We start from the raw sequence: 22,301 nt of genomic DNA, 5'->3' as shown, positions 1-22,301 counted from the left end.
GCATGCCGCGCAAGGGCCCGGCGCCGAAGCGCCAGCTCATCACCGACCCGGTCTACGGATCGCCGCTCGTCACCTCGCTGATCAACAAGGTGCTGCTCGACGGCAAGCGCTCGATCGCGCAGGGCATCGTCTACAAGGCACTCGAAGGCGCGCGCGAGAAGACCGGCCAGGACCCGCTCGTGGTGCTCAAGCGTGCGCTGGACAACGTGAAGCCCGCCCTTGAGGTGCGCAGCCGCCGTGTCGGTGGCGCCACCTACCAGGTGCCGGTCGAGGTCCGCTCGTCCCGCAGCACGACTCTGGCTCTCCGCTGGCTGGTCACCTACGCGCGCCAGCGCCGCGAGAAGACCATGACCGAGCGGCTGATGAACGAGCTGGTCGACGCCAGCAACGGACTGGGCGCCAGCGTCAAGCGCCGCGAGGACACCCACAAGATGGCGGAGTCGAACAAGGCCTTCGCCCACTACCGCTGGTAATCCCCGCGGCCCCATCGATACGAGAGACCGAGAGAAGACGAGCCCTCATGGCTACCACTGCTCTTGACCTTGCCAAGGTCCGCAACATCGGGATCATGGCGCACATCGACGCGGGTAAGACCACGACCACCGAGCGCATCCTCTTCTACACCGGCGTGAACTACAAGCTGGGTGAGGTCCATGACGGCGCGGCCACCATGGACTGGATGAAGGAGGAGCAGCAGCGCGGTATCACGATCACGTCCGCGGCTACCACCACCCACTGGAAAGACCACACGATCAACATCATCGACACGCCCGGCCACGTCGACTTCACGGTCGAGGTCGAGCGGTCGCTGCGTGTGCTCGACGGTGCGGTCGCGGTGTTCGACGCCAAGGAGGGCGTCGAGCCGCAGTCGGAGCAGGTGTGGCGCCAGGCCGACCGCTACGGCGTTCCGCGGATCTGCTTCATCAACAAGATGGACAAGATCGGCGCGGAGTTCCAGCGCTGCGTCGACATGTTCTCCGACCGCCTCAACACCAACCCCATGCCGGTGCAGCTGCCCATCGGCGCCGAGTCGGACTTCAAGGGCGTCATCGACCTGGTGCACATGAAGGCGCTGGTCTGGAGCGAAGAGGCCAAGCTGGGGGAGATGTACGACACCGTCGACATCCCCGACAGCCACATCGAGGCCGCCCGCGAGGCGCACGACAAGATGATCGAGACGCTGGCCGAGGCCGACGACGAGATCATGGAGCTCTACCTTGAGGGCGTCGAGCCCACGGTCGAGCAGATCGTGCCCGCCATCCGGCGCGCGACCATCGCCGGCACCGCCATCCCGGTGCTGTGCGGTACCGCCTTCAAGAACAAGGGCGTGCAGCCGCTGCTGGACGCGGTCGTCGACTACCTTCCCGCTCCGATCGACGTCGAGGCCATCCAGGGCCACGACCCCAAGGACGAGTCCGAGAAGGTCGAGCTGGCCCGCCGGCCCGACGAAGAGGAGCCGTTCTCGGCTCTGGTCTTCAAGATCATGAGCGACCCCCACCTGGGCAAGCTCACCTACATCCGCGTCTACTCCGGTGTGCTGCAGACCGGTACGCAGGTGCTGAACAGTGTGAAGGGCCGCAAGGAGCGCATCGGCAAGATCTACCGCATGCACTCCAACAAGCGCGAGGAGATCGAGCGCGTGGGTGCCGGCGACATCGTCGCCGTCATGGGGCTCAAGGACACCACCACGGGCGAGACCCTGTGCGACTCGTCCGACCCGATCGTGCTGGAGTCGATGACGTTCCCGGCTCCGGTCATCGAGGTGGCCATCGAGCCCAAGACCAAGAGCGACCAGGAGAAGCTGGGCATCGCGATCCAGAGGCTCGCCGACGAGGACCCCTCCTTCCGGGTGTCCACCGACGAGGAGACCGGCCAGACGGTCATCTCGGGCATGGGCGAGCTCCACCTGGAGGTGCTGGTCAACCGGATGCGCGACGAGTTCAAGGTCGAGGCGAACATCGGCCGCCCGCAGGTCGCCTACCGCGAGACCATCCGCCGCAAGGTCGAGAAGGTCGACTACACCCACAAGAAGCAGACGGGTGGCCAGGGCCAGTTCGGCCGGGTCGTCATCGACCTGGAGCCGCTGCTGGCCGAGGACGGCGGCGACAGCGCCGGCTACGAGTTCGTCAACAACATCACGGGCGGCCGCATCCCCCGGGAGTACATCCCCTCGGTGGACGCGGGCTGCCAGGAGGCCGCCGAGTTCGGCGTCCTCGCCGGATACCCCCTCGTGGGGATCAAGGTGACGCTGCAGGACGGCGCGTACCACGACGTCGACTCCTCCGAGCTCGCCTTCAAGGTCGCCGGTTCCATGGCTTTCAAGGAAGCGGCGCGCAAGGCCAAGCCGGTTCTGCTGGAGCCGGTCATGGCGGTGGAGGTCACGACGCCCGAGGACTACATGGGCGACGTGATCGGTGACCTGAACAGCCGGCGCGGTCAGATCCAGTCGATGGAGGAGCGCTCGGGCACTCGCCTGGTCAAGGCCCAGGTGCCCCTGTCGGAGATGTTCGGCTACGTGGGTGACCTGCGCAGCCGTACGCAGGGTCGAGCCACGTACACGATGGTGTTCGACTCCTACGCGGAGGTCCCGTCCAACGTCGCAGAAGAGATTGTGGCGAAGGCGCGCGGCGAGTAACCGCGACACGTATCCAGTCAGCTAGCAACCCTGTACGTCTAGGAGAAATCCAGTGGCGAAGGCCAAGTTCGAGCGGAGCAAGCCGCACGTAAACATCGGCACCATCGGTCACATCGACCACGGTAAGACCACGCTTACCGCCGCCATCACCAAGGTTCTGCACGACGCGTTCCCGGAGCTGAACCCGTTCACGCCGTTCGAGGACATCGACAACGCTCCCGAGGAGCGCGAGCGCGGTATCACCATCTCCGTCGCGCACGTCGAGTACGAGACCGAGCAGCGCCACTACGCGCACGTGGACTGCCCCGGCCACGCCGACTACGTGAAGAACATGATCACCGGTGCGGCGCAGATGGACGGTGCCATCCTGGTCGTGGCCGCGACCGACGGCCCGATGCCCCAGACCAAGGAGCACGTGCTCCTGGCCCGCCAGGTCGGCGTGCCCTACATCGTCGTCGCGCTGAACAAGGCCGACATGGTCGACGACGAGGAGATCTTCGACCTGGTCGAGCTCGAGGTCCGCGAACTGCTCAACGAGTACGAGTTCCCGGGCGACGAGGTTCCGGTGGTCAAGGTCTCGGCGCTGAAGGCGATGGAGGGCGACTCCGAGTGGAGTCAGAACATCCTCGACCTGATGAAGGCCGTCGACGAGAACATCCCCAACCCTGAGCGCGACATCGACAAGCCGTTCCTGATGCCGATCGAGGACGTCTTCTCGATCACCGGCCGCGGGACGGTCGTCACCGGCCGCGTCGAGCGGGGTGTCATCAACGTCAACGAGACCGTCGACATCGTCGGCATCAAGGAAGACAAGCAGACCACCACCGTCACCGGTGTGGAGATGTTCCGCAAGCTGCTCGACCAGGGCCAGGCGGGCGACAACGTCGGTCTGCTGCTGCGCGGCACCAAGCGCGAGGACGTCGAGCGCGGCCAGGTCGTCATCAAGCCGGGCACGACCACCCCGCACACCGAGTTCGAGGCGCAGGTCGTCATCCTGTCCAAGGACGAGGGCGGCCGCCACACGCCCTTCTTCAACAACTACCGCCCGCAGTTCTACTTCCGCACGACCGACGTCACCGGCGTCGTCACGCTGCCGGAGGGCACGGACATGGTCATGCCCGGTGACAACACCGAGATGTCCGTCCAGCTCATCCAGCCGGTCGCGATGGAGGAGGGCCTGCGGTTCGCCATCCGCGAGGGTGGCCGGACCGTCGGCGCGGGCCGAGTGACCAAGATCATCAAGTAGCACGGACGTGCGGGGGCGGCTCCGGCGGCAGCGCCGGTACCGCCCTCGGGGGCGGCCGGGCCTCGCGAGAACCGGCCCGGCCGCCCCCGACATGACCGACGTCATCGGGCTCTGTAGCGGTGATGCGCCTCAGGGGACAGCCCTGTTGCAGATTCTCAGGTGAATAGAGCCACACAAGGGCAAGCCCCTGTGGGGCACGTGCCGGCGCCGTCGGCACCGCGCCTCTACGGACACTAAGCGAAGGACGAAAAGGCCACCATGGCGGGACAGAAGATCCGCATTCGGCTCAAAGCCTATGACCATGAGGTCATCGACAGCTCGGCCCGCAAGATCGTCGAGACCGTGACGCGGACTGGTGCGAGCGTCGCTGGCCCGGTGCCGTTGCCGACGGAGAAGAACGTTTACTGCGTCATCCGCTCGCCGCACAAGTACAAGGACTCGCGCGAGCACTTCGAGATGCGCACGCACAAGCGGCTGATCGACATCATCGACCCGACGCCGAAGACCGTCGACTCGCTCATGCGACTCGACCTCCCGGCCGGCGTCGACATCGAGATCAAGCTTTAAAGGACGCACTGACATGGCCACCAAGCAGATCACGGGAGTACTGGGCGAGAAGCTCGGCATGACCCAGGTCTTCGACGACGCGGGCAGGATCGTGCCCGTGACGGTTCTGAAGGCCGGTCCGTGCGTCGTCACGCGCGTCCGTACTCCGGAGACCGATGGCTACTCCGCCATCCAGATCGGCTACGGGAAGATCAACCCGCGCAAGGTGAACAAGCCCCTCGGCGACTACCTGCGCAAGCACGATCTCACCCCGCGCCGCCACTACGTCGAGGTTCGCACCGCCGACGCCGCCGAGTACCAGCTCGGCCAGGAACTGACCGCTGACGCCTTCGAGGTCGGCGAGCTTGTCGACGTCACGGGCCGCAGCAAGGGCAAGGGCTTCGCCGGCGGGATGAAGCGCCACGGCTTCCGCGGCCTGAGCGCCACCCACGGCACCCAGCGCAAGCACCGCTCGCCCGGAGCGATCGGCGGCTGCGCCACGCCCGGGCGCGTGTTCAAGGGGACCCGGATGGCCGGGCGCATGGGCAACGTACGCAAGACCATCCAGAACCTCACCGTCCACTCCGTCGACGCGGAGAAGGGCCTCATCCTGGTCAAGGGCTCGGTTCCCGGTCCCAACGGCGGGCTGGTGCTCGTCCGCACCGCCGTGAAGGGGGGCAAGTAAGCCATGGCGACGACCGTCGAGGTCAAGGACGCCCAGGGCAAGGCCGGCCGCAGCGTCGAGCTTCCCGAGGCGATCTTCGACCAGCAGGTGAACATCCCGCTGATGCACCAGGTCGTGCTGGGCCAGCAGGCCGCGGCCCGCCAGGGCACGCACGCCACCAAGACCCGCGGCATGACCCGCGGCGGCGGCAAGAAGCCCTACCGGCAGAAGGGCACCGGCCGCGCCCGCCAGGGCTCGACCCGCGCCCCGCAGTTCGTCGGCGGCGGCACGGTGCACGGCCCCCAGCCGCGCGACTACACCCAGCGGACCCCCAAGAAGATGAAGGCCGCGGCGCTGCGCGGCGCGCTCTCCGACCGCGCCCGCCACAACCGCGTCCACATCGTCAGCGAGTTCGTCGGCGAGGACGTCACCTCCAAGCGCACCCAGACCGCGCTGAAGGCGCTGCGCAACATCACCGAATCGGCGAAGGTGCTGGTCGTGCTGGACCGCGAGGACCAGCACAACCGGTTGGCCCTGCGCAACGTGCCCGAGGTCCACATCCTCGACGCCGACCAGGTGAACACGCGCGACGTCCTCTACTCCGACGACGTGGTCTTCACCGAGCGCGGGTACGAGGAGTTCCTGGCCCACGCTCAGGGCACCGCCAAGGCGGCGCGCGAGGAGTCGCAGGAGGAGGACCAGTGAAGATCCCCGACCCTCGGGACATCATCATCGAGCCGGTGATCTCCGAGAAGAGCTACGGGCTGATGGACCAGAACAAGTACACGTTCCTGGTCCAGCCCACGGCCAACAAGACGCAGATCAAGATCGCGGTGGAGAAGATCTTCGACGTGAAGGTCACCAGCGTGAACACGATCAACCGGCCCGGAAAGCGCAAGCGGACCCGGTTCGGTTACGGCAAGCGCCCCGACACCAAGCGTGCGATCGTGAGCCTGCGCGACGGCGACCGGATCGACATCTTCGGAGTGTGACCGGTTCGCCTGTCATCCGATAGGCGATTCGGCGCCCTCGATGCGATCGCAACCAGTAATACGCAAAGGAATGCGCGAAGAAGATGGGCATTCGTAAGTACAAGCCGACCACAGCGGGTCGCCGCGGCTCCAGCGTGGCCGACTTCGTCGAGATCACGCGCGACCACCCGGAGAAGTCGCTGGTGCGGCCGCTCCACTCCAAGGGCGGCCGCAACGGCCACGGCCGCATCACCGCCCGCCACCAGGGCGGCGGACACAAGCGCGCCTACCGGGTGATCGACTTCCGCCGCCACGACAAGGACGGCGTTCCCGCGAAGGTCGCACACATCGAGTACGACCCCAACCGCACCGCGCGGATCGCGCTGCTGCACTACGTGGACGGCGAGAAGCGCTACATCCTGGCGCCCGCCGGCCTCAAGCAGGGCGACCGGGTGGAGAACGGCCCCTCCTCCGACATCAAGCCGGGCAACTGCCTCCCGCTGCGCAACATCCCCACGGGTACGTTCGTGCACGCGGTCGAGCTGAAGCCGGGCGGCGGCGCGAAGCTGGGCCGGTCGGCCGGGTCGCAGATCCAGCTGCTGGCCAAGGAGGGCAAGTACGCCACGCTGCGCATGCCCTCCGGCGAGATGCGCCAGGTCGAGGTGGCCTGCCGCGCCACCGTCGGCCAGGTCGGCAACGCCGAGCAGTCCAACATCAACTGGGGCAAGGCGGGCCGCAACCGCTGGCGAGGCAAGCGCCCCAGCGTCCGCGGTGTCGCCATGAACCCGGTGGACCACCCGCTCGGCGGCGGCGAGGGCAAGGCCGCGGGCGGCCGGCACCCGGTCAGCCCCTGGGGCAAGCCCGAGGGGCGCACCCGCAAGCCGAACAAGCCCAGTGACCGGCTCATCGTGCGTCGGCGTAGCAAGAAGAAGCGGTAAGGAGCACGTCTGATGCCACGTAGCCTTAAGAAGGGTCCCTTCGTCGACGACCACCTGATCAAGAAGGTGGAAGAGCAGAACGAGAAGGGCACCAAGAACGTCATCAAGACGTGGTCGCGGCGGTCCATGGTGGTTCCGGAGATGATCGGGCACACCATCGCCGTGCACGACGGCCGCAAGCACGTCCCGGTGTTCGTTTCCGAGTCGATGGTCGGTCACAAGCTCGGCGAGTTCGCTCCCACGCGCACTTTCCGCAGCCACGTCAAGGAAGACCGCCGTAGCCGCCGCTAGCGGTTGCAGTAGGAGTTAAGAACCGTTTCCCCACGGTGCGTGGGGGTGATTTCCGTGAGCGAGGGAAAAGCGATGGGAACGAGGGCACAGGCACGGTTCGTCCGTGTTACGCCCCGAAAGGCCCGCCGGGTGGTGGACCTTATTCGCGGGTTGCCCGCTGACGAGGCACAGGCGGTGCTCCGGTTCGCGCCGCAGGCGGCGAGCGAACCGGTGGGCAAGGTGCTCGCGAGCGCCATCGCCAATGCCGAGCACAACGACAAGCTGGACCGCGAGACGCTGGTGGTCGGCGGCGCATGGGTGGACGAAGGTCCCACCCTCAAGCGCATCCGGCCGCGCGGCTTCGGCCGCGCGTTCCGGGTCACGAAGCGGACGAGCCACATCACCGTGGTCGTCGAGCCGCGTGAGACTGCGGGCGCCTCGTCGACCAAGACGAAGGAGAGGACCCGATAGTGGGGCAGAAGGTCAACCCGCACGGGTTCCGACTCGGCGTGACCACCGACTACAAGACCCGGTGGTATGCCGACAAGCTGTACAAGGACTACGTCAAGGAAGACGTGGCCATCCGCCGGATGCTGAACCGCGGCATGGAGCGCGCCGGGATCTCCAAGGTGGAGATCGAGCGCACCCGTGAGCGGGTCCGCGTCGACATCCACACCGCCCGGCCGGGCATCGTCATCGGCCGCCGCGGTTCGGAGGCCGACCGCATCCGCGCCGACCTGGAGAAGCTGACCAACAAGAAGCAGGTCCAGCTCAACATCCTCGAGGTCAAGAACCCCGAGACCGACGCTCAGCTCGTCGCTCAGGGTGTGGCGGAGCAGCTGTCCAGCCGAGTCGCGTTCCGTCGGGCGATGCGCAAGGCCATGCAGAGTGCGATGAAGAGCGGCGCCAAGGGCATCCGCATCCAGTGCGGCGGCCGCCTCGGCGGTGCCGAGATGTCGCGTTCGGAGTTCTACCGCGAGGGCCGCGTGCCCCTGCACACGCTCCGCGCCGACATCGACTACGGCTTCTTCGAGGCCCGCACCACCTTCGGCCGGATCGGCGTGAAGGTGTGGATCTACAAGGGCGACGCTCCCGCGACCCGCGCCGAGCGCGAGGCGGCCCAGGCCGCGCAGCGCGCTCCCGGCGGCGGTGGCGGTGCCGGCCAGCGCCGCGAGCGCCCCGGACGGCGCCGCCGCGGCGGTGGCCAGGGCCAGCAGGCCGAGGCCAAGTCCGCCGCTCCGGCCGAGGCCGGCCAGGGCGCGGAGAACTCCGGGAACGAGGGGAGCTGACCCATGCTGATTCCCCGCAAGATCAAGTACCGCAAGCAGCACCACCCCGACCTCAAGGGGCGTGCGAAGGGCGGCACGAAGGTCAACTTCGGTGAGTACGGCATCCAGGCCCTGGACGCCGCCTACGTCACCAACCGGCAGATCGAGGCCGCGCGTATCGCCATGACGCGGCACATCCGCCGTGGCGGCAAGGTGTGGATCAACATCTTCCCGGACCGCCCCATCACCAAGAAGCCCGCCGAGACCCGCATGGGTTCCGGTAAGGGCTCCCCCGAGTGGTGGGTCGCGCCGGTCAAGCCCGGGCGCGTCATGTTCGAGCTGTCGGGCGTGCCGGAGCCGGTCGCCAAGGAAGCAATGCGTAGGGCTATGCACAAGCTGCCGATGAAGTGCAAGTTCGTGAAGCGCGAAGTGGAGGCGTGATGGCCAAGTCCCTGACCGCCCAGGAGCTGCGCGGCCAGTCCGTCGAGGACCTGGTCGGCAAGCTCAAGGAGGCGAAGGAAGAGCTGTTCAACCTCCGCTTCCAGGCCGCCACCGGGCAGCTGGACAACCACAGCCGGCTGCGCACCGTCAAGCGTGAGATCGCTCGGATCTACACGGTCATGCGCGAGCACGAGCTTGGGATCATGCCGCTGACCGGTGAGTCGGCTGAGAAGACGAAGGAAGCAGCCGAATGAGCGAGACCACCCAGAGCTCCACGCGCAACTACCGCAAGGTGCGCGAGGGCTACGTCGTCAGCGACAAGATGTCCAAGACGGTCGTCGTCGAGGTGGAGGACCGCGTGAAGCACGCGCTTTACGGCAAGGTCATCCGCCGCACGACCAAGTACAAGGCCCACGACGAGGGCGAGATCTGCGGCGTCGGCGACCGGGTGCGCATGATGGAGACCCGTCCGATGTCCGCGACCAAGCGCTGGCGCGTCGTGGAGATCCTGGAGAAGGCCAAGTAACCCCTGAACCTGGCGGCGGATTCGTGGAGATCGGCCGCTCCAGGGGTGTGACCACCTAGCAGCGCGAGCCCGGCGGGCCGCGCGCATATATCAGGAGAAGACGTGATTCAGCAGGAGTCGCGACTCAAGGTCGCCGACAACACGGGGGCCAAGGAGATCTTGACCATCCGTGTCCTCGGCGGCTCGGGTCGGCGCTACGCGGGCATCGGCGACACCATCGTGGCGACGGTGAAGGACGCCCTTCCCGCCGCGGGCGTGAAGAAGGGCGATGTCGTCAAGGCCGTTATCGTGCGCACCTCCAAGGAGCGCCGCCGGCCCGACGGCTCCTACATCCGCTTCGATGAGAACGCCGCCGTGCTCATCAAGGACGGTGGGGACCCCCGCGGCACCCGTATCTTCGGCCCGGTCGGGCGCGAGCTGCGGGACAAGAGGTACATGCGCATCATCTCGCTAGCGCCGGAGGTGCTCTAGGCGATGAAGATCAAGAAGGACGACGAGGTCGTCGTCATCGCCGGCAAGGACAAGGGTGCCACCGGGAAGGTCATCAGGGCCCTTCCCCGGGAGCAGCGTGTCGTCGTCGAGGGCGTCAACCTCATCAAGAAGCACAAGCGGGCGAACCCGGCGGGCGGCCAGCAGGGCGAGGTCGTCACCAAGGAGGCGCCGATCCACGTGAGCAACGTCGCGATCGTGGAGGACGGCAAGCCCACCCGCGTCGGCTACCGCTTCGAGGAAGACGGAACCAAGGTTCGGATCTCCCGCCGTACCGGTAAGGACATCTGATGACGGTCGACACTGAGACCTCCGCTCCCCAGGCCCCGGCCATGCCGCGGCTGAAGGAGAAGTACCGCTCGGAGATCATCCCGGCCCTCCGCGAGGAGTTCGGGATCGGCAACATCATGCAGATCCCCGGTCTGACCAAGATCGTGGTGAACATGGGTGTGGGCGACGCCGCGCGCGACGCCAAGCTGATCCAGGGCGCGGTGAACGACCTCTCGGCGATCACCGGCCAGAAGCCGCGCATCAACCGCGCGAAGAACTCCATCGCGCAGTTCAAGCTGCGCGAGGGCATGCCGATCGGCGCCAGCGTCACGCTGCGCGGCGACCGGATGTGGGAGTTCCTCGACCGGCTGCTCTCGCTGGCCCTGCCCCGCATCCGCGACTTCCGGGGGCTCTCGCCCAAGCAGTTCGACGGGCGGGGGAACTACACCTTCGGGCTGACCGAGCAGGTCATGTTCCACGAGATCGACCCCGACCGGGTCGACCGCCAGCGGGGCATGGACATCACGGTCGTCACCTCGGCGACCACCGACGACGAGGGGCGCAGCCTGCTGAAGCGGCTCGGCTTCCCCTTCAAGGAGTCCTAGGGGAGACCATGGCTAAGAAGGCACTGATCGCCAAGGCGAACCGCAAGCAGAAGTTCGGCGTCCGCGCATATACTCGGTGCTCGCGGTGCGGTCGGCCGCGCGCCGTCTTCAGGAAGTTCGGCCTCTGCCGCATCTGCTTCCGCGAGATGGCCCACCGCGGCGAACTCCCCGGCATCTCCAAGGCGAGCTGGTAGTCCTCCTGCGCCTGTGCCCGGGGATCGGCACCGCCGAAGGTGCGTGCCCCGCCCCGGGCACAGGCGCGGCCGCCGGCCCGCGAAGCGGACCGTAGGAACCGCGGCCCCGGCACGTCCGGTGGCCGCACCACGCGAGAAACGACAACGAACCGACAGGGCACGGTGCCGACCCGGCACGGTGCCCACGACCACGCCGTAGGTCCTAGAGGACCCGCGCCCGGCGCGGGAACAGGCCCGCAAAGGGAAGGGCCTGTCCTTGGGGAAACCGCGGCGAGGAAGGGCCTATCGGCCATGACGATGACCGACCCGATCGCAGACATGCTTACTCGTCTGCGCAACGCGAATTCGGCGTACCACGACACCGTGGTCATGCCGTATTCCAAGATCAAGGCGCACATCGCCGAGATCCTCCAGCAGGAGGGCTTCGTGCAGGGCTGGCGCACCGAGGACGCGGCCGTGGGCAAGAGCCTGGTGGTCGACCTCAAGTACGGGCCCACGCGCGAGCGCTCCATCGCCGGCGTGCGCCGGGTCTCCAAGCCCGGACTGCGCGTCTACGCGAAGAAGGACAACCTTCCGCGTGTGCTGGGCGGCCTCGGTGTCGCCATCATTTCGACGTCCGGTGGCCTGATGACCGACAAGCAGGCCAAAAAGCGCGGCGTGGGCGGCGAAGTCCTCGCCTACGTCTGGTAGAGGGAGGGATTTCGCCATGTCGCGTATTGGTCGACGGCCTATCTCGGTTCCCAAGGGCGTCGAGGTCTCCATCGACGGGCAGGACGTCAAGGTCAAGGGGCCGAAGGGCGAGCTGAGCCACCGGGTGGCCGAGCCGATCACCATCGGCTGGGACGAGGAGGACGACAGCCTCCTGCGCGTGTACCGGCCCGACGACAAGCCGGACAACCGCTCGCTGCACGGGCTCACCCGTGCGCTCATCGCCAACCTCATCGAAGGCGTCTCCAACGGCTACACCAAGACGCTGGAGATCCACGGTGTCGGTTACCGCGTCCAGGCCCGGGGCTCCAACCTGGAGTTCTCGCTGGGCTACAGCCACCCGGTCGTGGTGGAGCCGCCCGAAGGCATCAGCTTCCGCGTCGAGAAGCCGACCCTGCTGCACGTCGAGGGCATCGACAAGCAGCTCGTGGGCCAGGTCGCCTCGAACATCCGCAATCTGCGCAGGCCCGACCCTTACAAGGCCAAGGGTGTGCGCTACCAGGGTGAGCGCATCCGCCGCAAGGCCGGAAAGGCTGGTAAGTAGTCATGGGTAAGACCACGACGCTGACCCGCAACAAGGGGATGGCCAAGCGCGCAAGCTCCCGTGCGCGGCGCCACCTGCGGGTCCGCAAGAAGATCTCGGGCACTCCGGCGCGTCCGCGCCTGGTGGTGTTCCGCTCCTCCAAGCACATCGTCGCGCAGATCGTGGACGACACCCGGCACCACACGCTGGTGGCGGCCTCCACGCTCGACCGCGACATCCGCGACGGCGAGGGCACCAAGACGGAGAAGTCGCGCAAGGTCGGCGAGCTGCTCGCGCAGCGCGCCCAGGCCGCCGACATCTCGTCGGTGGTCTTCGACCGCGGCGGCTACCGCTACCACGGCCGCGTCGCAGCGCTGGCCGACGGCGCGCGGTCCGGCGGGCTGGAGTTCTGATGAACCCGGTCGCAAGCATTTTCACCAACGGGAAGAGGAACCACTGATGGCTGCAGCTCCGCGGCGCGGCGCCGGTGGCGAGCGGCGTGACCGCCGTGACGATCGCCGCGGCGGCGCCGCAGACAAGGGTGTCTCCTACATCGAGAAAGTCGTGACCATCAACCGGGTCGCCAAGGTGGTCAAGGGCGGTCGGCGCTTCAGCTTCACCGCTCTGGTCGTCGTGGGCGACGGCAACGGGATGGTCGGCGTCGGCTACGGGAAGGCCAAAGAGGTCCCCGCGGCCATCGCCAAGGGCGTCGAGACGGCTAAGAAGAACTTCTTCCGCGTCCCGCGCGTCCAGGGCACGATCACGCACCGGGTCCAGGGCGAGGACGCCGCCGGCGTCGTGCTCCTGCGCCCGGCCGCGCCCGGTACCGGTGTTATCGCCGGCGGTCCGGTCCGCGCGGTGCTGGAGTGCGCCGGGATCCACGACGTGCTGAGCAAGTCGCTGGGCTCGTCGAACCCGCTGAACATCGTGCACGCCACCGTTGCGGCGCTCAAGGACCTCAACCAGCCCGAGGAGATCGCCGCCCGGCGGGGCCTGCCGCTTGAGGACGTGGCTCCGGCCGCCATGCTGCGCGCCCGTGCTGAGGCGAAGGCGGGTGCCTGACCATGGCCAACAAGCTGAAGATCACCCAGGTCCGGTCCAAGATCGGCGGCAATCAGAAGCAGCGCGACAGCCTGCGGTCGCTCGGACTGCGCAAGATCGGCTCGTCGGTGGTGCGTGAGGACAACCCCTCCGTCCGCGGGCAGATCACCGTCGTCGCGCACCTCGTGAGTGTCGAGGAGGTCGACGCATGAGCGACTACACGCCCGACGAGCCGCTGAAGCTGCATCACCTGCGGCCCGCTCCGGGCTCCAACAAGGCCAAGATCCGCAAGGGCCGCGGCGAGGCGTCCAAGGGCAAGACCGCGGGCCGCGGCACCAAGGGCACCAAGGCCCGCTCGACCGTCCCGGTCGGGTTCGAGGGCGGCCAGATGCCGCTGATCCGGCGGGTGCCCAAGCTAAAGGGCTTCAGCAACGCCCGGTTCAAGACCACCTACCAGGTGGTCAACCTGGACAAGCTGACCGAGCTGTACCCGCAGGGCGGCGAGGTCACCGTCGAGGACCTGGTCGCCAAGGGCGCGGTTCGCAAGAACCAGCCCGTCAAGGTGCTGGGCGAAGGCGAGATCTCGGTCGCCGTGCAGGTGACGGCGGACGCGTTCTCCGCCTCGGCCCGGGACAAGATCACCGCGGCCGGTGGCAGTGCCACCGAGCGGTAGGAATGACCGTCGCTTCGCGCCAGGGGCGCCCGCCGGCCGATCCCACGCAGTGGGAACCGGCGGGCGCCCCTGCGCGTTCAGCGGTGGGTTGAGGTAGGTTCGGGGGCACTGCCCGCGTGCCATGCTCCGGGCACAGGGCGTGACTTGACACTGTGCCTCGGCGCTCCTAATCCCCCCGCGATTGGCTGTTACAGTGCGATACTGCTTGACCGATGACCTCAGGGTTCCGGGAGCACTCCCGGTGCCGACGTGCAACGACGATTCAGGATCGGCCGCGATGTCTGGAACCGGTTCCGCCGCCGAAACCTCGCAGGAGGAGACGTGCTAGGTGCGTTCATCCGTGCGTTCCGCACGCCTGACCTGCGCAACAAGCTGCTGTTCACGCTCTTCATCCTGACCGTCTTCCGGTTGGGAGCGGTGATCCCGGCGCCGGGCATCAACTCGGCGGCCATCCGCGAGCAGCTCGAAGCGGTCCAGGCGCAGGACTCCACCGGAGTCTTCACGCTGCTGAACCTCTTCAGCGGCGGCGCACTGTTCCAGCTGGCGGTGTTCGCGCTGGGCATCATGCCCTACATCACCGCGAGCATCATCATCAACCTGCTGACGGTGGTCGTGCCGCGCCTGGAGGCCCTCAAGAAGGAGGGGCAGGCCGGCCAGGGCAAGATCACCCAGTACACGCGGTATCTGACCCTGCTGCTGGCCGTCCTGCAGTCGTCGAGCATCGTGGCGATGGCGCGCACCGGGCAGCTGTTCCAGGGCCAGATCCCGGTGAGCAGCTACATGCCCAACCAGGACCCGCTGACGCTGGTGACCATCGTCGTCACGATGACCGCCGGCACCGGCGTGATCATGTGGTTCGGCGAGCTGATCACCGAGCGCGGCGTCGGCAACGGCATGTCGCTGCTGATCTTCACCACCGTCGTGGCGGGCTTCCCCTCGGCGATGACCACCATGTTCCAGGAGCAGGAGACCTGGGTCTTCGCGATCATCTGCGTCGCGGGCGTCGTGCTCATCACCGGTGTGGTCTTCATCGAGCAGGCGCAGCGCCGCATCCCGGTGCAGTACGCCAAGCGCATGGTGGGCCGGCGGATGTACGGCGGCAGCTCCACCTACATCCCGCTGAAGGTCAACCAGGCCGGCATCATCCCGGTGATCTTCGCCTCGTCGCTGCTCTACCTCCCGCAGCTGGCCATCGGACTGATGGGGCAGGACGCCGACAACCCGGTCGCCGACTTCATCAACACCTACTTCATCACGGGCACGCATCCGGTCTACATGGCCACCTTCTTCCTGATGATCATCGGCTTCGCGTTCTTCTACGTGGCGATCACGTTCAACCCCGCTGAAGTCGCCGACAACATGAAGAAGTACGGTGGGTTCATCCCGGGTATCCGTCCGGGGCGTCCGACCGCCGAGTACCTCGACTACGTGCTGACCCGGCTGACGACTCCCGGTTCGCTTTACCTCGGGCTGATCGCTCTGCTGCCGATGGTTGCGCTGGGAGCCTCCGGTGCTTCGCAGAACTTCCCGTTCGGCGGCACGAGCATCCTGATCATGGTCGGTGTCGGGCTGGACACGGTGAAGCAGATCGAGAGTCACCTCCAGCAGCGGAACTACGAAGGTTTCTTGCGATAGTGCGTGCCGTATTGGTGGGACCCCCGGGAGCCGGAAAAGGCACCCAGGCCCAGATCTTGGCGTCCGAATTGTCGATTCCGAAGGTGTCCACAGGCGACATCTTCCGTGCCAACGTCAGCGGTGGCACCGAGCTGGGAAAGCAGGCCAAGGCCTACATGGACCGGGGTGACCTCGTCCCCGACGAGGTCACCAACGCGATGGTGCGCGACCGGCTCAAGGAGCAGGACGCCAAGCAGGGCTTCCTGCTCGACGGCTTCCCGCGCAACGTCGCCCAGGCCGAGGCGCTGAACAAGATCCTCGACGACCTGGGCGAGCGGCTGGACGCCGTGCTGGAGCTCAAGGTCGACGAGGAGGAGGTCGTCAGGCGGCTCTCGGGGCGGCGGCAGTGCCGCAACTGCAACCACGTCCACCACGTCGAGTTCGACCCTCCGCGGAGCGAGGGCGTCTGCGACAACTGCGGCGGCGAGCTGTTCCAGCGCGAGGACGACAGCGAGCACGTCGTCCGGCACCGCCTGGAGGTCTACCGCGAGCAGACCGAGCCGCTGGTGTCGTTCTACGCGAACGAGGGCATCCTGGTCGCCATCGAGGCCACCGGAAGCGTCGACGAGGTCACTGAGCGGGCGAAGTCCGCGTTGCGAAGCAGAGCCTGATGTTCCGCAAGGCAGACCCGGCGGTGCAGCTGAAGACGGCCGCCGAGATCGCCATGATGCGCGAGGCGGGCAAGGTGGTGGCGCGCACGCTCGATCGGCTGCGCGCCGCCGTCGAGCCCGGCATGAGCACCCTGGACCTCGACGAGATCGCCGAGCGCAGCATCCGCGAGGCGGGGGCGGTGCCCTCCTTCAAGGGCTACTACGGGTTCACCGGCTCCATCTGCGCATCGGTGAACGAGGAGGTCGTCCACGGCATCCCGCGCGCCGACAAGGTGCTGCGCCGGGGCGACCTCATCTCCATCGACTGCGGCGCCATCCTGGACGGCTGGCACGGCGACTCCGCGATCACCGTCGCGGTAGGCGAGACCCGCGCGCAGGACGCTCGGCTGATGGAGGTCTGCGAGGAGGCCATGTGGCGCGGGATCGCCGAGCTGCGACCCGGTAACCGGCTGGGCGACATCGGCGCGGCCATCGACGGCTACATGCGCACCCAGGGGCGCTTCGGCAACGTCCAGGAGTACGGCGGGCACGGCATCGGCACCGAGATGCACATGGACCCGCACGTGCTCAACTACGGCAGGCGGGGCAAGGGGCAGCAGCTTGTCGAGGGCATGTGCCTGGCGATCGAGCCCATGGCCAACGCCGGCACCCGCCACGTGGAGCAGCTGGACGACGGCTGGACCGTCGTCACCCGCGACGGAGAGCGCTCGGCGCACTTCGAGCACTCTGTGGCGATCACCGCGGACGGGCCGCTGGTGCTGACCGCGCGCGAGGACAACCGCGAGTACATCGCCCGGCTGGGCTTTCCCGACCCGGGCTTCTAGGCACGCTCCTTCGCCGCTGCCGGGGGAGTGGACGCCGTCGCCTAGGATGGGCGCTGCGGGCGCGCGGTTCCGCGGTCGACACTGAAAGGGAGTGGCGCGATGTCGGAGTCCTCGCCGGAGGTCCGGGCTTCCGACGCCGACCGCGACCGGGTCGCCAAGCTGCTGCAGCGGCACTTCGCCGACGGCCGCCTGGACGGCGACGAGTTCAACTCCCGGCTGGAGACCGCCTACAGCGCCCGCACCCGCGGCGAGCTGGAGCCGCTCACCGCCGACCTGCCCGAGCGCGACCTCGCCGAGCTGGCGGCCGAGTCGGTCAAGCCGCCCCCGCCGCTGGGCGCCGAGGGCGGATTGCTGCGCGACCCCGTGCTGGCGATCCCGTGGGCGCTGTGGGGCGGGGTGAACCTGCTCTGCTTCACCATCTGGCTGATCCTCTTCCTCACCGGGGTCGGCGACGGCTATCCGTGGTTCCTGTGGGTCGCGGTCCCGTGGGGTATGGTGATGGCGTTCATCACCCTGGCACTGGCGGCGATGAACCGCGCCGGATCGCAGAACGGCGGCCGGTAGCCGCCCGCCGCCGCGGGCGCGCGCCGGGCCGCTCGCCGCCGCCGCGCAGGACGCGTCGGCCTGGTCGGCAGCACCCGCGCAGACGGGGTAGAATGGTCATGCCCACACTCGGGCTGTTGGGTCGGGCTGCCCGCCACGGCGCGCGTCCGCCGGCCGCACGTGCGTTGCTGTCGCAGTCGACCTGATTTCTCAGTGTTCGCTATCGCTTCAGCAGTGCCCGGGCGAAGTGCTCGGGTCATTCCGTATGTTCCCCGTTTCCGACGGGGATGGTCCCGGTGGAGGATATGGCTAAGAAAGACGGCGCCATCGAAATCGAGGGCTCCGTTATCGAGTCCCTACCCAACGCAATGTTCCGAGTGGAGCTCGACAACGGGCACAAGGTCCTTGCCCACATCAGCGGCAAGATGCGCATGCACTACATCCGCATCCTTCCCGACGACCGCGTCGTCGTGGAGCTGAGCCCGTACGACCTCACGCGCGGGCGCATCGTTTACCGATACAAGTAGTCCGCCACCGTCGCCGGGGTATCCGGCGGTCGCGGTGACGTACGAGTTCCATGAGTTCGGAGCCACCATGAAGGTCAAGCCGAGCGTCAAGAAGATCTGCGCGAAGTGCCGGGTGATCCGCCGCCACGGCACGATCATGGTCATCTGCTCGGACCCGCGCCACAAGCAGCGCCAGGGCTGAGCGGCCGCACCGCTTCGCGCCCGCTCTTGAGCGCAGTGCACTGACGACATAACCGAAGAAGCCCCCGCGGCCAGCCGCGGCGGCCGAACCGCCAGTCCTGTCCCGATCCCCTCGAACGGAGGGGACAACCCCCGGTCGGAGGCCGGGGCCTCGTCGATTGGGCGACGAGAGGGTGGGACGGGAACCACCTCCGCATTTCGAATCGAGGAGTTCGCCCATATGGCACGCATCGCCGGCGTCGACCTCCCCCGCGACAAGCGGGTGGAGATCGCTCTCACCTACGTCTACGGGATCGGGCGCACCCGCGCCGTCGAGACCCTCTCCAACACCGGCGTCAACGCCGACACCCGGGTCCACCAGCTGAGCGACGACGAGCTCGTCAAGCTGCGCGACTGGATCGACGCCAACTACCAGGTCGAGGGCGATCTGCGGCGCGAGGTCCAGGGCGACATCCGCCGCAAGATGGAGATCGGCAGCTACCAGGGCCTCCGCCACCGCCGCGGCCTGCCGGTGCACGGGCAGCGCACGCAGACCAACGCGCGCACCCGCAAGGGCAAGAAGAAGACCGTGGCCGGCAAGAAGAAGGTCGGCAAGAAGTAAGTAGTCCGTCCACGCCGCCGGGCCGCAGCGACGACGAAGCGCCCGGTCTCCGCCAACGGACCGATGATCTTGGGAGTTTTCAGGTATGCCGCCTAAGGGCCGTCAGAGCACTGCACGCAAGGTGCGCCGCAAGGAAAAGAAGAATATTTCCCATGGGCATGCTCACATCAAGAGCACGTTCAACAACACGATCGTGAGCATCACCGACCCCAACGGCGCGGTGATCTCGTGGGCCAGCTCCGGCCAGGTCGGGTTCAAGGGGTCCCGCAAGTCCACCCCCTTCGCCGCGCAGATGGCCGCCGAGGCCGCGGCGCGCCGCGCGCAGGAGCACGGGGTGCGCAAGGTCGACGTCTTCGTCAAGGGTCCCGGCTCCGGCCGCGAGACCGCCATCCGCTCCCTCACGGCCACGGGCCTTGAGGTCGGCTCCATCCAGGACGTCACGCCGGTGCCGCACAACGGCTGCCGTCCGCCCAAGCGCCGCCGGGTCTGACACCGGCGGACAGCCGCACTGCTCCCGCGCCGGCGGGCGCCGAGGGGGCAGGGCAGATCGGGTCCCGCGACCGCGGGGCCGTCCAGTGGCCGTCATATAGCGGGCGGCCCGGGGAAAGGAACCATCCACCATGTTGATCGCTCAGCGTCCGACGCTCTCCGAGGAGTCCCTCGGCGATTTCCGGTCCAAGTTCGTGGTCGAACCGCTGGAGCCGGGCTTCGGTTACACGATCGGCAACTCGCTTCGCCGCACTCTGCTGTCCTCCATTCCGGGGGCGGCGGTCACCAGCATCCGCATCGAGGGGGTCGAGCACGAGTTCACCACCGTGCCCGGCGTCAAGGAGGATGTCACCGAGCTCATCCTCAACCTCAAGGGCCTGGTGATCAGCTCCGAGCACGACGAGCCGGTGCTGATGTACCTGCGCAAGCAGGGCCCCGGTGTGGTCACCGCCGCGGACATCGCGCCGCCGGCGGGGGTCGAGGTGCACAACCCCGACCTGCACATCGCGACCCTCAACGGCAAGGGCAAGCTGGAGATGGAGCTGACGGTCGAGCGCGGCCGCGGCTACGTCTCGGCGACGCAGAACAAGCAGCCGGGCCAGGAGATCGGGCGCATCCCGATCGACTCGATCTACTCGCCGGTGCTGCGCGTCACCTACAAGGTCGAGGCCACCCGCGTCGAGCAGCGCACCGACTTCGACCGGCTGATCGTGGACATCGAGACCAAGCCCAGCATCCGGCCGCGCGACGCCGTGGCCAGCGCGGGCAAGACCCTGGTCGAGCTGTTCGGCCTGGCGCGCGAGCTCAACGTCGACGCCGAGGGCATCGACATGGGCCCTTCGCCCACGGACGCGGCCCTGGCCGCCGACCTGGCCCTGCCCATCGAGGACCTCAACCTCACGGTGCGGTCCTACAACTGCCTCAAGCGCGAGGGCATCCACACGGTGGGGGAGCTGGTGGCCCGCTCCGAGCAGGACCTCCTCGACATAAGGAACTTCGGTGCGAAGTCCATCGAAGAGGTCAAGCAGAAGCTCATCGACATGGGCCTGTCCTTGAAGGACTCCCCGCCCGGGTTCGACCCGAGCAGCGCGGCCGACTCCTACGGCTCGGAGGACGAGGACGAGGCCTTCGTCGAGACCGAGCAGTACTGAGCCCAGCCGTCGGCCACCGCCACCCGCACAGGTGGCGCTGCGCGCCGCAGACCTGGGCGCCGCAGTATCAGCCAAGCCGAGACGCAATGGTCCCCGCCGCACCGCTCGCGGCGCGGCGGGGACCGCACCCCTAGGAGAACGAGACCATGCCCACGCCGACCAAGGGGCCCCGCCTGGGGGCCGGCCCGGCACACGAGCGGCACATGCTGGCGAATCTGGCGACCTCGCTGTTCCAGCACGGCCGGATCAAGACCACCGAGACCAAGGCCAAGCGGCTGCGCCCCTACGCCGAGAAGCTCATCACCCTGGGCAAGCGCGGGGATCTGCACGCCCGGCGCCAGGTGCTGGCCAAGATCACCGACAAGGCCGTCGTGCACGAGCTGTTCACCGAGATCGGCCCGCGCTATGAGAACCGGCCCGGCGGCTACACCCGCATCACCAAGATCGGTCCGCGCAAGGGCGACAACGCCCCCATGGCCGTGATCGAGCTGGTCGAGGCGGGCCCGTCGACCCCGCCGGCGACCCGGCGCTCCCAGCCGGAGCAGGCTGAGAGCGGCACGCAGGTCGAGCAGGCCGAGGGCGCTCCGCAGGAGACCGCCCCCACCTCGGAGCCGGCGCAGTCCGAGCAGGCGGGCCAGGCCGAGCAGGCCGAGGGCGGCCCGGAGGCCGCCGAGGGCGGCTCCGAGCAGAAGTAGCGGCCCGCAGGCGAGCGGCCCCGGCCGTTCGCGGTGCGCAAGGGCGGCGAGGTGCCCGGTCCCCGAGGGGATCGGGCACCTGCGTGTTTCAGGAGGGGCGACCCGGGTGGAGACGAGCGATTCGGCGCACGTCCGGCTGCGGTTGGACATCGCCTACGACGGCACCGACTTCTCCGGCTGGGCCGAGCAGCCGGGGCGGCGGACTGTGCAGGGCGAGCTGCAGGCGGCGCTGAGCCGGGTGCTGCGGCTCCCGCAGGACGCGGCGCGGCTGACCGTCGCCGGGCGCACCGACGCGGGCGTGCACGCCCGCGGCCAGGTCGCCCACCTCGACGTGCCCGGGGAGGTGTGGGCGGCCGAGGGCGCCGAGCGGCTGCTGCGCCGCCTGGCGGGCGTGCTGCCGCCCGACGTCCGCGTGCACGGCGCGGCGCCCGCCCCCGCGGGCTTCGACGCGCGCTTCTCCCCGCTGTTCCGCCGCTACGCCTACCGCGTCAGCGACGCGCCCGGCGGCGTCGACCCGCTGCGGCGCCGCGACGTGCTGTGGAACCGCCGCCCGCTGGATACGGCGGCGATGAACCTGGCCGCCGCCGGGCTGGTGGGCGAGCACGACTTCGCCGCCTTCTGCCGCAAGCGCGAGGGTGCCACCACGGTCCGGGAGCTGCTGCGCCTGGAGTGGCGCACCGAGGGCGAACGCCTCTACGCCGCCACGGTGCAGGCCGACGCGTTCTGCCACAACATGGTGCGCGCGCTGGTCGGGGCCCTGCTGGCGGTAGGCGAGGGCCGCCGGGACACCGGTTGGCCCGCCCGGGTCCTCGCCGCCGGCGTCCGGGACTCCGCCGTCCACGTCGTCGCCCCGCACGGCCTCACCTTGGAGGAGGTCGCCTACCCGCCGCCGGAGGAGCTGGGGGCCAGGGCCGCCGTTACCCGGCGGGTCCGCACGCTGCCCTGCTCGGCGGCCGACTGAGGCGGCGCCCCGGCCGCGGTTCGCCGGGGGCGGCGCC

At 68.3% G+C, this 22,301-nt stretch carries 35 protein-coding genes; all 35 read left to right on the top strand.

Annotated elements, in window-relative coordinates; all coding sequences use genetic code 11:
* Window positions 1-2: 2 nt before the first annotated feature.
* The 35 genes from rpsG to truA all read left to right on the top strand — a co-directional run bounded on the left by rpsG (window position 3) and on the right by truA (window position 22,264).
* Window positions 3-473 (top strand): 30S ribosomal protein S7, encoded by a 471-nt coding sequence (gene rpsG / locus FZ103_RS14815; protein ID WP_156001701.1) that lies wholly within the window; start codon window positions 3-5, stop codon window positions 471-473.
* A 47-nt stretch (window positions 474-520) separates the two neighbouring features.
* Window positions 521-2,635 (top strand): elongation factor G, encoded by a 2,115-nt coding sequence (fusA, locus tag FZ103_RS14810; RefSeq protein ID WP_156001700.1) that lies wholly within the window; start codon window positions 521-523, stop codon window positions 2,633-2,635.
* Between the two features lie 52 nt (window positions 2,636-2,687).
* Window positions 2,688-3,881, top strand: coding sequence for an elongation factor Tu (tuf, locus tag FZ103_RS14805; protein WP_186356315.1), 1,194 nt, complete (start codon window positions 2,688-2,690; stop codon window positions 3,879-3,881).
* A 258-nt stretch (window positions 3,882-4,139) separates the two neighbouring features.
* Window positions 4,140-4,448 carry a 30S ribosomal protein S10 gene (gene rpsJ, locus FZ103_RS14800; protein WP_017621536.1) on the top strand — a complete coding sequence of 103 codons (309 nt, stop codon included), beginning with the start codon at window positions 4,140-4,142 and terminating at the stop codon, window positions 4,446-4,448.
* Window positions 4,449-4,461: 13 nt separating this feature from the next.
* Window positions 4,462-5,112, top strand: a complete 651-nt coding sequence (gene rplC, locus FZ103_RS14795) for a 50S ribosomal protein L3 (protein WP_156001699.1) — start codon at window positions 4,462-4,464, stop codon at window positions 5,110-5,112.
* A 3-nt stretch (window positions 5,113-5,115) separates the two neighbouring features.
* Window positions 5,116-5,796 carry a 50S ribosomal protein L4 gene (gene rplD, locus FZ103_RS14790; protein WP_156001698.1) on the top strand — a complete coding sequence of 227 codons (681 nt, stop codon included), beginning with the start codon at window positions 5,116-5,118 and terminating at the stop codon, window positions 5,794-5,796.
* Window positions 5,793-6,083 carry a 50S ribosomal protein L23 gene (gene rplW / locus FZ103_RS14785; protein WP_186356314.1) on the top strand — a complete coding sequence of 97 codons (291 nt, stop codon included), beginning with the start codon at window positions 5,793-5,795 and terminating at the stop codon, window positions 6,081-6,083. Before rplD ends, rplW begins: the two co-directional genes overlap by 4 nt.
* An 83-nt stretch (window positions 6,084-6,166) precedes the next feature.
* Window positions 6,167-7,000 (top strand): 50S ribosomal protein L2, encoded by an 834-nt coding sequence (gene rplB, locus FZ103_RS14780; RefSeq protein ID WP_156001697.1) that lies wholly within the window; start codon window positions 6,167-6,169, stop codon window positions 6,998-7,000.
* Between the two features lie 12 nt (window positions 7,001-7,012).
* Window positions 7,013-7,291 carry a 30S ribosomal protein S19 gene (rpsS, locus tag FZ103_RS14775; protein WP_156001696.1) on the top strand — a complete coding sequence of 93 codons (279 nt, stop codon included), beginning with the start codon at window positions 7,013-7,015 and terminating at the stop codon, window positions 7,289-7,291.
* 72 nt (window positions 7,292-7,363) lie between these two features.
* On the top strand, window positions 7,364-7,741 hold the full coding sequence (rplV, locus tag FZ103_RS14770; protein WP_156001857.1) for a 50S ribosomal protein L22: 378 nt from the start codon (window positions 7,364-7,366) through the stop codon (window positions 7,739-7,741).
* Entirely contained in the window at window positions 7,741-8,559 is an 819-nt protein-coding gene (rpsC, locus tag FZ103_RS14765) for a 30S ribosomal protein S3 (RefSeq protein ID WP_186356313.1), read from the top strand. Before rplV ends, rpsC begins: the two co-directional genes overlap by 1 nt.
* A 3-nt stretch (window positions 8,560-8,562) precedes the next feature.
* Window positions 8,563-8,979: a 50S ribosomal protein L16 gene (rplP, locus tag FZ103_RS14760; protein WP_156001695.1), complete on the top strand. Its 417-nt coding sequence runs from the start codon at window positions 8,563-8,565 to the stop codon at window positions 8,977-8,979.
* Window positions 8,979-9,233, top strand: coding sequence for a 50S ribosomal protein L29 (rpmC, locus tag FZ103_RS14755; protein ID WP_040274920.1), 255 nt, complete (start codon window positions 8,979-8,981; stop codon window positions 9,231-9,233). Before rplP ends, rpmC begins: the two co-directional genes overlap by 1 nt.
* On the top strand, window positions 9,230-9,505 hold the full coding sequence (rpsQ, locus tag FZ103_RS14750) for a 30S ribosomal protein S17 (protein ID WP_156001694.1): 276 nt from the start codon (window positions 9,230-9,232) through the stop codon (window positions 9,503-9,505). Before rpmC ends, rpsQ begins: the two co-directional genes overlap by 4 nt.
* 102 nt (window positions 9,506-9,607) lie before the next feature.
* Window positions 9,608-9,976, top strand: a complete 369-nt coding sequence (gene rplN / locus FZ103_RS14745; RefSeq protein WP_186356312.1) for a 50S ribosomal protein L14 — start codon at window positions 9,608-9,610, stop codon at window positions 9,974-9,976.
* Between the two features lie 3 nt (window positions 9,977-9,979).
* Window positions 9,980-10,285, top strand: a complete 306-nt coding sequence (gene rplX / locus FZ103_RS14740) for a 50S ribosomal protein L24 (protein ID WP_156001693.1) — start codon at window positions 9,980-9,982, stop codon at window positions 10,283-10,285.
* Window positions 10,285-10,869, top strand: a complete 585-nt coding sequence (gene rplE, locus FZ103_RS14735) for a 50S ribosomal protein L5 (protein WP_156001692.1) — start codon at window positions 10,285-10,287, stop codon at window positions 10,867-10,869. Before rplX ends, rplE begins: the two co-directional genes overlap by 1 nt.
* A gap of 8 nt (window positions 10,870-10,877) precedes the next feature.
* Window positions 10,878-11,063 (top strand): type Z 30S ribosomal protein S14, encoded by a 186-nt coding sequence (locus tag FZ103_RS14730; RefSeq protein WP_156001691.1) that lies wholly within the window; start codon window positions 10,878-10,880, stop codon window positions 11,061-11,063.
* A 291-nt stretch (window positions 11,064-11,354) separates the two neighbouring features.
* Complete coding sequence (gene rpsH, locus FZ103_RS14725; RefSeq protein ID WP_156001690.1) at window positions 11,355-11,753, top strand: 30S ribosomal protein S8; 399 nt, start codon at window positions 11,355-11,357, stop codon at window positions 11,751-11,753.
* A 16-nt stretch (window positions 11,754-11,769) separates the two neighbouring features.
* Window positions 11,770-12,315, top strand: coding sequence for a 50S ribosomal protein L6 (gene rplF, locus FZ103_RS14720; RefSeq protein ID WP_156001689.1), 546 nt, complete (start codon window positions 11,770-11,772; stop codon window positions 12,313-12,315).
* Between the two features lie 2 nt (window positions 12,316-12,317).
* Window positions 12,318-12,707 (top strand): 50S ribosomal protein L18, encoded by a 390-nt coding sequence (gene rplR / locus FZ103_RS14715; protein WP_156001688.1) that lies wholly within the window; start codon window positions 12,318-12,320, stop codon window positions 12,705-12,707.
* A 46-nt stretch (window positions 12,708-12,753) separates the two neighbouring features.
* On the top strand, window positions 12,754-13,356 hold the full coding sequence (rpsE, locus tag FZ103_RS14710; protein WP_156001687.1) for a 30S ribosomal protein S5: 603 nt from the start codon (window positions 12,754-12,756) through the stop codon (window positions 13,354-13,356).
* Between the two features lie 2 nt (window positions 13,357-13,358).
* Window positions 13,359-13,547 carry a 50S ribosomal protein L30 gene (gene rpmD, locus FZ103_RS14705; RefSeq protein WP_156001686.1) on the top strand — a complete coding sequence of 63 codons (189 nt, stop codon included), beginning with the start codon at window positions 13,359-13,361 and terminating at the stop codon, window positions 13,545-13,547.
* A complete protein-coding gene (gene rplO, locus FZ103_RS14700) occupies window positions 13,544-14,008 on the top strand; it encodes a 50S ribosomal protein L15 (protein ID WP_156001685.1) in 465 nt (154 codons plus the stop codon). Before rpmD ends, rplO begins: the two co-directional genes overlap by 4 nt.
* Window positions 14,009-14,329: 321 nt before the next feature.
* Window positions 14,330-15,643, top strand: a complete 1,314-nt coding sequence (gene secY, locus FZ103_RS14695) for a preprotein translocase subunit SecY (protein WP_186356311.1) — start codon at window positions 14,330-14,332, stop codon at window positions 15,641-15,643.
* Complete coding sequence (locus FZ103_RS14690) at window positions 15,643-16,293, top strand: adenylate kinase (RefSeq protein WP_186356310.1); 651 nt, start codon at window positions 15,643-15,645, stop codon at window positions 16,291-16,293. Before secY ends, FZ103_RS14690 begins: the two co-directional genes overlap by 1 nt.
* Entirely contained in the window at window positions 16,293-17,117 is an 825-nt protein-coding gene (map, locus tag FZ103_RS14685; RefSeq protein WP_156001684.1) for a type I methionyl aminopeptidase, read from the top strand. Before FZ103_RS14690 ends, map begins: the two co-directional genes overlap by 1 nt.
* 99 nt (window positions 17,118-17,216) lie before the next feature.
* Window positions 17,217-17,681 (top strand): DUF1707 domain-containing protein, encoded by a 465-nt coding sequence (locus FZ103_RS14680; RefSeq protein ID WP_156001683.1) that lies wholly within the window; start codon window positions 17,217-17,219, stop codon window positions 17,679-17,681.
* 284 nt (window positions 17,682-17,965) lie between these two features.
* On the top strand, window positions 17,966-18,187 hold the full coding sequence (gene infA, locus FZ103_RS14675) for a translation initiation factor IF-1 (RefSeq protein ID WP_017593374.1): 222 nt from the start codon (window positions 17,966-17,968) through the stop codon (window positions 18,185-18,187).
* 67 nt (window positions 18,188-18,254) lie between these two features.
* Window positions 18,255-18,368 carry a 50S ribosomal protein L36 gene (rpmJ, locus tag FZ103_RS14670; RefSeq protein WP_040274893.1) on the top strand — a complete coding sequence of 38 codons (114 nt, stop codon included), beginning with the start codon at window positions 18,255-18,257 and terminating at the stop codon, window positions 18,366-18,368.
* A 219-nt stretch (window positions 18,369-18,587) separates the two neighbouring features.
* Entirely contained in the window at window positions 18,588-18,968 is a 381-nt protein-coding gene (rpsM, locus tag FZ103_RS14665) for a 30S ribosomal protein S13 (protein ID WP_156001681.1), read from the top strand.
* 85 nt (window positions 18,969-19,053) lie between these two features.
* Window positions 19,054-19,458: a 30S ribosomal protein S11 gene (rpsK, locus tag FZ103_RS14660; protein WP_156001680.1), complete on the top strand. Its 405-nt coding sequence runs from the start codon at window positions 19,054-19,056 to the stop codon at window positions 19,456-19,458.
* 130 nt (window positions 19,459-19,588) lie between these two features.
* Complete coding sequence (locus tag FZ103_RS14655) at window positions 19,589-20,608, top strand: DNA-directed RNA polymerase subunit alpha (protein WP_156001679.1); 1,020 nt, start codon at window positions 19,589-19,591, stop codon at window positions 20,606-20,608.
* Window positions 20,609-20,754: 146 nt separating this feature from the next.
* Window positions 20,755-21,303, top strand: a complete 549-nt coding sequence (gene rplQ, locus FZ103_RS14650) for a 50S ribosomal protein L17 (protein ID WP_156001678.1) — start codon at window positions 20,755-20,757, stop codon at window positions 21,301-21,303.
* 106 nt (window positions 21,304-21,409) lie between these two features.
* The gene (truA, locus tag FZ103_RS14645; RefSeq protein ID WP_186356309.1) at window positions 21,410-22,264 is read left to right on the top strand and encodes a tRNA pseudouridine(38-40) synthase TruA; all 855 of its coding nucleotides are present in this window, start codon (window positions 21,410-21,412) and stop codon (window positions 22,262-22,264) included.
* The last annotated feature ends 37 nt before the right edge of the window (window positions 22,265-22,301 follow it).

This window comes from Streptomonospora sp. PA3 (assembly GCF_009728995.1).
Classification (GTDB): domain Bacteria; phylum Actinomycetota; class Actinomycetes; order Streptosporangiales; family Streptosporangiaceae; genus Streptomonospora.
Note: the sequence above shows the minus strand (reverse complement) of the source record. Positions and strands in the feature narration are given on the sequence as shown.

Coding starts and splice junctions, on each gene's coding strand:
- rpsG (WP_156001701.1), top strand. CDS start 3: ATGCCGCGCAAGGGCCCGGCGCCGAAGCGCCAGCTCATCACCGACCCG.
- fusA (WP_156001700.1), top strand. CDS start 521: ATGGCTACCACTGCTCTTGACCTTGCCAAGGTCCGCAACATCGGGATC.
- rpsJ (WP_017621536.1), top strand. CDS start 4,140: ATGGCGGGACAGAAGATCCGCATTCGGCTCAAAGCCTATGACCATGAG.
- rplC (WP_156001699.1), top strand. CDS start 4,462: ATGGCCACCAAGCAGATCACGGGAGTACTGGGCGAGAAGCTCGGCATG.
- rplD (WP_156001698.1), top strand. CDS start 5,116: ATGGCGACGACCGTCGAGGTCAAGGACGCCCAGGGCAAGGCCGGCCGC.
- rplB (WP_156001697.1), top strand. CDS start 6,167: ATGGGCATTCGTAAGTACAAGCCGACCACAGCGGGTCGCCGCGGCTCC.
- rpsS (WP_156001696.1), top strand. CDS start 7,013: ATGCCACGTAGCCTTAAGAAGGGTCCCTTCGTCGACGACCACCTGATC.
- rplV (WP_156001857.1), top strand. CDS start 7,364: ATGGGAACGAGGGCACAGGCACGGTTCGTCCGTGTTACGCCCCGAAAG.
- rplP (WP_156001695.1), top strand. CDS start 8,563: ATGCTGATTCCCCGCAAGATCAAGTACCGCAAGCAGCACCACCCCGAC.
- rpmC (WP_040274920.1), top strand. CDS start 8,979: ATGGCCAAGTCCCTGACCGCCCAGGAGCTGCGCGGCCAGTCCGTCGAG.
- rpsQ (WP_156001694.1), top strand. CDS start 9,230: ATGAGCGAGACCACCCAGAGCTCCACGCGCAACTACCGCAAGGTGCGC.
- rplX (WP_156001693.1), top strand. CDS start 9,980: ATGAAGATCAAGAAGGACGACGAGGTCGTCGTCATCGCCGGCAAGGAC.
- rplE (WP_156001692.1), top strand. CDS start 10,285: ATGACGGTCGACACTGAGACCTCCGCTCCCCAGGCCCCGGCCATGCCG.
- FZ103_RS14730 (WP_156001691.1), top strand. CDS start 10,878: ATGGCTAAGAAGGCACTGATCGCCAAGGCGAACCGCAAGCAGAAGTTC.
- rpsH (WP_156001690.1), top strand. CDS start 11,355: ATGACGATGACCGACCCGATCGCAGACATGCTTACTCGTCTGCGCAAC.
- rplF (WP_156001689.1), top strand. CDS start 11,770: ATGTCGCGTATTGGTCGACGGCCTATCTCGGTTCCCAAGGGCGTCGAG.
- rplR (WP_156001688.1), top strand. CDS start 12,318: ATGGGTAAGACCACGACGCTGACCCGCAACAAGGGGATGGCCAAGCGC.
- rpsE (WP_156001687.1), top strand. CDS start 12,754: ATGGCTGCAGCTCCGCGGCGCGGCGCCGGTGGCGAGCGGCGTGACCGC.
- rpmD (WP_156001686.1), top strand. CDS start 13,359: ATGGCCAACAAGCTGAAGATCACCCAGGTCCGGTCCAAGATCGGCGGC.
- rplO (WP_156001685.1), top strand. CDS start 13,544: ATGAGCGACTACACGCCCGACGAGCCGCTGAAGCTGCATCACCTGCGG.
- map (WP_156001684.1), top strand. CDS start 16,293: ATGTTCCGCAAGGCAGACCCGGCGGTGCAGCTGAAGACGGCCGCCGAG.
- FZ103_RS14680 (WP_156001683.1), top strand. CDS start 17,217: ATGTCGGAGTCCTCGCCGGAGGTCCGGGCTTCCGACGCCGACCGCGAC.
- infA (WP_017593374.1), top strand. CDS start 17,966: ATGGCTAAGAAAGACGGCGCCATCGAAATCGAGGGCTCCGTTATCGAG.
- rpmJ (WP_040274893.1), top strand. CDS start 18,255: ATGAAGGTCAAGCCGAGCGTCAAGAAGATCTGCGCGAAGTGCCGGGTG.
- rpsM (WP_156001681.1), top strand. CDS start 18,588: ATGGCACGCATCGCCGGCGTCGACCTCCCCCGCGACAAGCGGGTGGAG.
- rpsK (WP_156001680.1), top strand. CDS start 19,054: ATGCCGCCTAAGGGCCGTCAGAGCACTGCACGCAAGGTGCGCCGCAAG.
- FZ103_RS14655 (WP_156001679.1), top strand. CDS start 19,589: ATGTTGATCGCTCAGCGTCCGACGCTCTCCGAGGAGTCCCTCGGCGAT.
- rplQ (WP_156001678.1), top strand. CDS start 20,755: ATGCCCACGCCGACCAAGGGGCCCCGCCTGGGGGCCGGCCCGGCACAC.